Below are 6,115 nucleotides of genomic sequence, written 5' to 3'. Positions count from 1 at the left end.
TACAGAACCGTCTGGCCGAACTGGTGGCCGCGCGCCGCAGTTTGATGCGAGACCGCACGGCAACGCTCAATCGTCTCAAGACCCTCACGATCAGCTTGCTGCAGCGCCACGCGCGTCATCGCCTGCGGCAGATCGAGGCGCAGGTCACATCCCTCGATGCGGCAACTGACGCGCTCGTGGCGGAAGATGCGCATCTGTCTCGGCGCCGGGACGTGCTGGCCAGTATTCCGGGACTGGGAACGGTCACGGCTCATGCGCTTCTGGCCGACATGCCCGAACTCGGCATGATAGAAGAAGGTCAGGCAGCTGCACTGGCCGGGCTGGCACCCATCACGCGCCAGTCCGGCACATGGCGAGGCCGCAGCTTCATCCAGGGTGGTCGTGCCACCGTAAGGCAAGCTCTCTACATGCCGGCCATCGTCGCCATGCGGTTCAACCCAGACCTCAAGCGTGTTTACGATCGCCTTATCGCAAAGGGAAAACACGCCAAGATCGCCATTACCGCAATCATGCGAAAGCTCGTTGTCCTCGCAAACGCCCTGCTTCACAAAGATCGGCTTTGGACGCCAAAAGCCGCTTGACCACAACGGATACTCTTAGTAGCAGATTGCACGATGGGCCTATCCGGCCCACCGTGTCCTGTCATTGTGCGGGCTGCAGCCGTGTATGCTGGGCCAGAAGCCGGGTGCTGGCGCCATTCAGGCCGATCAGTTGCACGTCCATGCCCTGTGCTTCCATCTTGCCAATCAGTTCTTCCAGCATGCCGACTGCCGTCATGTCCCATATATGGGCATGCGTCAGGTCGATCATGATGTGACGGGCCGTATCATGCAGGTCGAACGCATCGGCAAAGCTGTCGGATGAGGCAAAGAAGACCTGCCCGTTCACGATATAGGTTCGCGTCTGGCCATCAGCCGAAAGCGTATTGCTGACCGACAGCATGCCGGAGACCTGAAACGCGAAGAACAGTCCGTTCAGCAGTAAGCCCACGACAACACCTGCGGCAAGGTCATGCGTGCCCACGACAACCGCCACCGTCGCCAGCATGATGACGCTGGTGGTGCGCGGATGATGGACAAGGTCACGCAGCGACGACCATGAAAACGTGCTGGCCGAAACCATGATCATGATCGCCACAAGGGCCGCCACCGGCACCTGCGCCACCCACGGGCGCAGCGCCACCATAAGCAGCAGCAGGAAAGCACCCGCCACGAACGTGGACAGCCGCCCCCGTCCGCCATAGCGCAGGTTGCCCACCGTCTGCCCGATCATGCCGCAGCCCGCGATCCCGCCAAACAGGCCGACCGCGATATTGGCGATACCCAGCCCCATGCATTCCTGCCGCTTGCTGCTGTGGGTTTCCGTCAGGTCATCCACCACGCGGGCCGTCATCATGGATTCCAGCACGCCCACACTGGCCATGGCCAGTGCATAGGGGGCGATGATGTTGAATGTATCAAGCGAGAACGGCACGTCGGGCCAGACCAGATGCGGCAGGCTGTCAGGCAGGCGGCCAAGGTCGGCAACCGTATGCAACGGCATGGGGCACAGGATCGACACCACGGTCAGCACCACAATGCAGATCAGCGGCGAGGGGATGGCGGAAAAAAGCCGGGGCAGGGTATAGATGATCACCAGCCCCAGCGCGATCATGGCATAGGTATGCCATGTCACATGTAGCATGTGCGGGACCTGCGCCGAAAAGATCAGGATGGCCAGCGCATTGACGAACCCTGTCCGCACCGGGCGCGAGACATAGCGCATCAGCACATGCAGGCGCAGGATGCCGAACACCACCTGCAACAGTCCGCACAGCAGGGTCGCGGCCAGAAGGTACTGCACCCCATGGCCGCGCACCAGGGCAGCGGCAACCAGCGCGACCGATCCGGCCGCCCCGGATATCATGCCCGGCCTGCCACCGGTAAAGGCAATCACCACGCTTATGACAAAGGACGCATAAAGTCCGACGGCGGGATCGACCCCCGCGACAAAGGAAAATGCAATGACTTCAGGAATCAGCGCAAACGTGCCGACCATACCGGCCAGAGTGTCGCGCCGGATGTTGCCGAACCATTCCTGACGGTAACGGGCGAGTGCAGACATGAAAAAGACGGAGCCTTTCGGGGCAGAAGGGTAATCAGGTATCGGAAATGGTCGTGTCCGCGCGCCGCCACCAGCAGCGCGGGGCGGGACGGGGCCGGGGCAGGACCGCCAGCGGGTCGCCACTGTAATGGACCGTGTTGGTGGGTGTTTCCTCGATTTCGATGCTGGCGCAGGTCAGCGCCCCGCCATCGGCGGCAAGGAAGGCGTTCAGCTTGGCCATGAGCAGGCAGGCGAGCAGTTCGGTCGTGGGGTCGCCGGGTGTAACCAGTATGCGCCGCGCACGCTGTGGCTCGTTCAGGGCAAACCACGCAAGCAGCGGGTCGTCTTCCGCCAGTTGCAGGGCGTGATCGACATGGTTGTCGATAAAACCATGCCAGACGCCCTTCGCCCGCTGGAAGGGCATGACCATGTTGGTGCGGCCATCCAGCACCGTGGGGTTCGTGGCGCGCAGGTGGGCGCGGATATATTCATTGTGGCCATGGGGCAGGGCACAGCGTTCGCTTTCGCCCGCCAGCAGCCGGTGCGCCATGGAAAAGCGCCGGGTGAAAACCAGTTCAAACATGCTGGCGTGCCGCCATGTACTGCGCCCATCCTGCCTTGCGCAACTGGCAGGCGGGGCAGGTGCCGCAGCCATGCCCCCATGCATGCAGGGTGCCGCGCGTTCCCATGTAACAGCTATGGCTTTCGCGATTGATCAGGCGGACAAGCGTCTCCCCGCCCAACTGGTGGGCCAGTTCCCATGTCTGCGCCTTATCGATCCACATAAGCGGCGTGTGCAGCACGTAGTGGGCGTCCATGCCGAGGTTGAGCGTCACCTGCAGGGACTTGATCGTGTCGTCGCGACAATCGGGATAGCCGGAATAATCCGTCTCGCACACGCCGGTCACGATATGGCGGATATTGCGGCGCGCGGCCAGGGCCGCGGCAAAGGTCAGGAAAATCAGGTTGCGACCGGGCACGAATGTATTGGGCAGGCCGTTTTCATTCATCGTGATTTCGGCTTCGCGCGTCAGCGCCGTGTCCGATACCGTGCCAAGGGCGGCAAGATCGAGCGTATGATCCGCGCCCAGACGCTGGGCCCACAGGGCGTTTTCCGTAGCCATCCCGTCACGCAGGGTTGCGCGGCATTCCAGTTCAACCGCATGGCGCTGCCCATAATCGAACCCCAGTGTCTCCACCCGACCAAAACGCGCCAGCGCCCACGCAAGGCAGGTGGCTGAATCCTGACCGCCGGAAAACAGGACCAGGGCGGCTTCGTTTTCAGGATGGGATGGGGGAGGGGGAACGCTCATGTCAGGGTATCCCGATCAGCTTGTGGGTTTGCAATGACAGCCGCCATTGCGGGTGTTGCATGCAATACGTGACCGCATCGGTAGTGTTGCGGACGCGATTGGCATTATCCATCGGCTGGAGCCAGAACTGCTGGAAATCAAGCCCGGCCACCTGATCGGGCAGCAGGTCTGGCTGCGGATAGACCAGCTTGAGTTCATGCCCGCGGGTCTGGACCAGCGCGGCACCCGCCTTCGGGCTGACGCATATCCAGTCGATCCCGTCCGGTGCGGCCACGGTGCCGTTGGTTTCCACCGCAATTTCAAAACCCCGCGCATGCAGTGCCGCAATCAGCGCATCATCCAGCTGCAGCAGGGGTTCGCCGCCGGTCAGGACGACAAAGGCGCCAGTTCTGTCTGCGGTGGGCCACTGCGCGGCAATGGTATCAGCCAGCTGGTCCGCATCTGCAAAACGGCCGCCACCGGGGCCGTCGGTGCCGATGAAATCCGTATCACAGAACCGGCAGGTGGCCCGGTCCCGGTCGCGTTCCAGCCCCGACCACAGGTTGCACCCTGCAAACCGGCAGAATACCGCCGTACGGCCTGCCTGGTCGCCCTCACCCTGCAGGGTGGGGAAGATTTCCTTTACGGTATAGGACATGTTCCAGATTTCGTAATGCACGCGGCCGGAAAAGGGCACCACGCGTGGGAACTGCCCCAGCCGGCCCCGCGCCCGGCTGCGTCGGGTTCAGCCCTGTTTGTGTGATGTATGCATGCCCAGCCGGTCAAGCAACTGCCGGTCGCGCACGGCCGCCGGGTTGGGCGTGGTCAGCAGGCGTTCGCCATAGAAAATGGAATTGGCACCGGCAAGGAAACACAGGGTCTGGGCTTCGTCACTCATGTCCTCGCGTCCTGCGGCCAGGCGCACGCGGCTGGCGGGCATGGTGATGCGGGCGGCGGCAATGGTGCGGACGAATTCGATCGGGTCAACCGCCGCGGCCCTGTCGGCCAGCGGGGTGCCTTCCACGCGCACCAGCATGTTGATCGGCACGCTTTCGGGGTGACGGGGCATGCTGGCCAGTGTCGCGATCATGCCCGCGCGGTCCGTGGCGTCCTCCCCCATGCCGACAATGCCGCCACAGCAGACATTGATCCCGGCGTCACGCACGTTTTCCAGCGTATCCAGCCGGTCCTGGAAGGTACGGGTGGAAATGATGTCGCCATAATATTCAGGCGAGGTATCAATGTTGTGGTTGTAGTAATCCAGCCCGGCATCCCTGAGCCTGTGCGCCTGGCGGTTGTCGAGCATGCCCAGCGTGACACAGCTTTCCAGCCCCAGCGCCTTCACGCCCTCGACCATGGCGCACACGGTTTCCAGGTCATGTTCCTTGGGGCTGCGCCATGCCGCCCCCATGCAGAAGCGCGCAGCACCCGCGGCCTTGGCGGCACGGGCTTCCTTCAGCACTTCTTCAACCGCCATAAGGCGGCTGGCCTTCACGCCGCCATCTTCATGCACCGCGCTCTGCGGGCAGTAGGCGCAGTCTTCGGGACAACCGCCGGTCTTGATCGACAGCAGGGTGGAAATCTGCATTTCAGTGGGATCGAAACGGGCGCGATGCACCGTCTGCGCGCGGTAGATCAGGTCCGGGAAGGGTAGCGCCATAAGGGCCGCGACTTCGTCACGCGTCCAGTCTGTCCTTATGGGGGGCAGGCTGGTGGCCCCGGCGTGCATGGACATGGTGTCCGGGCTGCTCCCATCGGGCATCGGTCTGGATCCTCTGGTGTCAGGTGGAAAACGTTTCCGACTGTGCCATACAAAACCGGCGATGACCACACTTTTATTGTTATGGGGCCATCGCCGGAAGCAGGGATCAGCCCAGCACGCGGGCCAGTGTCGTGCCCAGTTCAGCAGGGCTGGGGGCGACATGGATGCCCGCGTCACGCAGGGCCTCGATCTTGGCGCTGGCGGTCTCGTGTCCGCCGGTAATCACGGCGCCCGCGTGGCCCATGCGGCGGCCCGGCGGCGCGGTGGCGCCTGCGATGAAGCCCACCACCGGCTTGCGCGTGCCGCTGGCGCGGATCAGTTCGGCGCCATCGATTTCGGACGTGCCGCCGATTTCACCGATCATGACGATGGAATGGGTGTCCGGGTCCGCGATCATGCGTTCCAGCACATCGGTAAAGTCCATCCCCTTGACCGGATCGCCGCCAATGCCGACGCAGGTGCTCTGCCCCTGTCCGATGGCCGATGTCTGGGCCACCGCTTCATAGGTCAGGGTGCCCGAGCGCGAGACGATGCCCACATGGCCACGACGGTGGATCGGGCCGGGCATGATGCCGATCTTGCATTCATCAGGCGTGATGATGCCGGGGCAGTTGGGGCCGATCAGCAGGCTGTCGGAACGTTCGAGGGCGGCGCGCACGCGCACCATGTCCTGCACCGGGATGCCTTCGGTAATGCACACGATCAGCGGGATGCCGGCGGCGATCGCCTCAAGGATCGCGTCGGCAGCGCCCGCGGGTGGCACGTAGATGACCGAGGCCTCGGCCCCCGTGGCCTCACGCGCCTGCATCACGGTATCGAATACCGGCAGGCCCAGATGCAGGCTGCCGCCCTTGCCCGGTGTGACGCCGCCGACCATGCGGGTGCCGTAGGCAATGGCCTGTTCGGTGTGGAAGGTGCCCTGCGCGCCGGTAAAGCCCTGCGTGATCACCTTGGTGGACTGGTTGACGAGAATGGACAT

General features: G+C 63.5%; 7 protein-coding genes. 1 reads left to right on the top strand and 6 read right to left on the bottom strand.

Annotated features, from left to right (window positions below; all coding sequences use genetic code 11):
• The coding region (locus tag GEU01_RS11305; RefSeq protein ID WP_019086173.1) for an IS110 family transposase at nucleotides 1-581 on the top strand (581 nt) is incomplete at its 5' end.
• A gap of 61 nt (nucleotides 582-642) precedes the next feature.
• Here GEU01_RS11305 and GEU01_RS11300 read toward each other — a convergent pair.
• The 6 genes from GEU01_RS11300 to sucD form a co-directional block, all read right to left on the bottom strand.
• Nucleotides 643-2,103, bottom strand: a complete 1,461-nt coding sequence (locus GEU01_RS11300; RefSeq protein ID WP_019086172.1) for a SulP family inorganic anion transporter — start codon at nucleotides 2,101-2,103, stop codon at nucleotides 643-645.
• 34 nt (nucleotides 2,104-2,137) lie between these two features.
• Nucleotides 2,138-2,665 (bottom strand): 6-pyruvoyl trahydropterin synthase family protein, encoded by a 528-nt coding sequence (locus tag GEU01_RS11295; RefSeq protein ID WP_019086171.1) that lies wholly within the window; start codon nucleotides 2,663-2,665, stop codon nucleotides 2,138-2,140.
• Nucleotides 2,658-3,395, bottom strand: coding sequence for a 7-cyano-7-deazaguanine synthase QueC (queC, locus tag GEU01_RS11290; RefSeq protein ID WP_010509736.1), 738 nt, complete (start codon nucleotides 3,393-3,395; stop codon nucleotides 2,658-2,660). The genes GEU01_RS11295 and queC overlap by 8 nt, the downstream gene beginning before the upstream one ends.
• A 1-nt stretch (nucleotide 3,396) precedes the next feature.
• Complete coding sequence (gene queE / locus GEU01_RS11285) at nucleotides 3,397-4,032, bottom strand: 7-carboxy-7-deazaguanine synthase (RefSeq protein ID WP_026018681.1); 636 nt, start codon at nucleotides 4,030-4,032, stop codon at nucleotides 3,397-3,399.
• 87 nt (nucleotides 4,033-4,119) lie between these two features.
• On the bottom strand, nucleotides 4,120-5,136 hold the full coding sequence (gene bioB / locus GEU01_RS11280; protein WP_019086169.1) for a biotin synthase BioB: 1,017 nt from the start codon (nucleotides 5,134-5,136) through the stop codon (nucleotides 4,120-4,122).
• A gap of 106 nt (nucleotides 5,137-5,242) precedes the next feature.
• Nucleotides 5,243-6,115, bottom strand: coding sequence for a succinate--CoA ligase subunit alpha (gene sucD, locus GEU01_RS11275; RefSeq protein ID WP_010509731.1), 873 nt, complete (start codon nucleotides 6,113-6,115; stop codon nucleotides 5,243-5,245).

Origin of the sequence: Komagataeibacter europaeus LMG 18890, assembly GCF_000285295.1 — a bacterium.
Taxonomy (GTDB): Bacteria; Pseudomonadota; Alphaproteobacteria; order Acetobacterales; family Acetobacteraceae; genus Komagataeibacter; species Komagataeibacter europaeus.
The sequence above is the reverse complement of the archived record's forward strand: the minus strand, read 5'-3'. Positions and strand labels throughout refer to the sequence as shown.